2 protein-coding genes are annotated in these 1,257 nt (G+C 55.0%); one reads left to right on the top strand and one right to left on the bottom strand.

Annotation, left to right across the window (positions count from 1 at the left end):
* Positions 1-209: 209 nt before the first annotated feature.
* On the top strand, positions 210-701 hold the full coding sequence (locus tag I73_RS32690) for a hypothetical protein (RefSeq protein ID WP_148289814.1): 492 nt from the start codon (positions 210-212) through the stop codon (positions 699-701).
* Between the two features lie 44 nt (positions 702-745).
* On the opposite strand, the gene I73_RS28375 is transcribed toward I73_RS32690, so the two are convergent.
* Positions 746-1,257, bottom strand: a 512-nt coding sequence (locus I73_RS28375; protein ID WP_022981543.1) for an integrase core domain-containing protein, incomplete at its 5' end; no start/stop codon positions are given.

Raw genomic sequence — 1,257 nt, 5'->3', positions numbered from 1 at the left:
GGCATGAAAAGTGAGAGGGCCGCTCACGAAGCCCGGCACTGATGGGGGGCAAGTGATCAATACTCTTCTAGTAAGANCGCGAGCGGAAATCGCACAACCGCACCCAATAAAGGGTATGAAGGGAATTTGATGGGGCAACTTCCAGGTAAGCCGGATGGGCGAAACTTCAAAGAAATTCTTACTAGCCCCGCGAATGTCCAGAAGAAGGAGTGAATATGCGAAATTTTATGTCCGTTCTATTGGTCATCCTTATTGGTTCCTTGGCTGGGCAGGCTGTTGCTGCTGAAAAACAGGGGCGAGAGCCACCCTATCTGTTTTGCAATGTCTATCTACCCGGGGCGTGTTTTGGTTTGGCCCAAGGCGATACGCTGACCATGGAGGTTGTTGCTGATTTTGTTGTCTATGACTTAAAAATCGCTGACGGCAAATCGATTCAAGTATACTCTGGGTTCAATCCCTCGTTGTTGACGGATCAGAAAGGGGCATTCTCTAAGTGTCAGCTGATAGGCACGCAAAGCCCCTGCAAGTCCAGGGATGTAGACGAAGCTGGATTCGAGGCGCTGATAGGGCCAGCGAAAAATGGCTCGTTTGTTCATGTAATTGTCAAAGACGGTATTCGTGATGAGCGGGTACGAAATTTCTTGAGAAATATTCGCTCGTGCAAGAACTCTGGCGATGTGGCGATCAATTGCCAAAATTAATCCGGTTGCAGGCTACGCCCGTGGTCAGCCCGTAAGCTCCCCTGTCAAGCAGACAGTTGATTCCTAGAGTCTGCGGCAGTTGTGGTGATCAGTCTGGGCATGAACTGCTTGGGCGGCACGCCACCGAGCGCGTCATGCGGTCGGTACTCGTTGTATTGGGTCAACCAGTCGTCGGCGATGGCCTGGACCTGCTCGATGGAATTGAACAGGTAGGCATCGAGCACCTCGGTGCGGAAGGTCCGGTTGAATCGCTCGACGTAGGCGTTCTGGTTGGGCTCGCCGGGCTCGATGTAGTTCAGGGCAATGCCTTTGCGCTGGGCCCATTCGACGAAGTCGTGGCTGGTCATCTCCGGCCCGTTGTCCATGCGGATCGACAGCGGCGCGCCGTACCACGCCACCAGCCGCTCCATCGTGCGGATCAGCATCGAGGCGGGCAGCGACTGGGCCACCTGGATCGCCAGCGCTTCGCGGTTGGCATCGTCGATGACGTTGAGCGTTCGGAAACGGCGGCCGTCGTAGAGCACGTCGTGCATGAAGTCCAAGGCCAGCCCTGGTT

The organism is Ideonella sp. B508-1 (assembly GCF_000333615.1).
Taxonomy (GTDB): Bacteria; Pseudomonadota; Gammaproteobacteria; order Burkholderiales; family Burkholderiaceae_C; genus Ideonella.
Note: the sequence above shows the minus strand (reverse complement) of the source record. Positions and strands in the feature narration are given on the sequence as shown.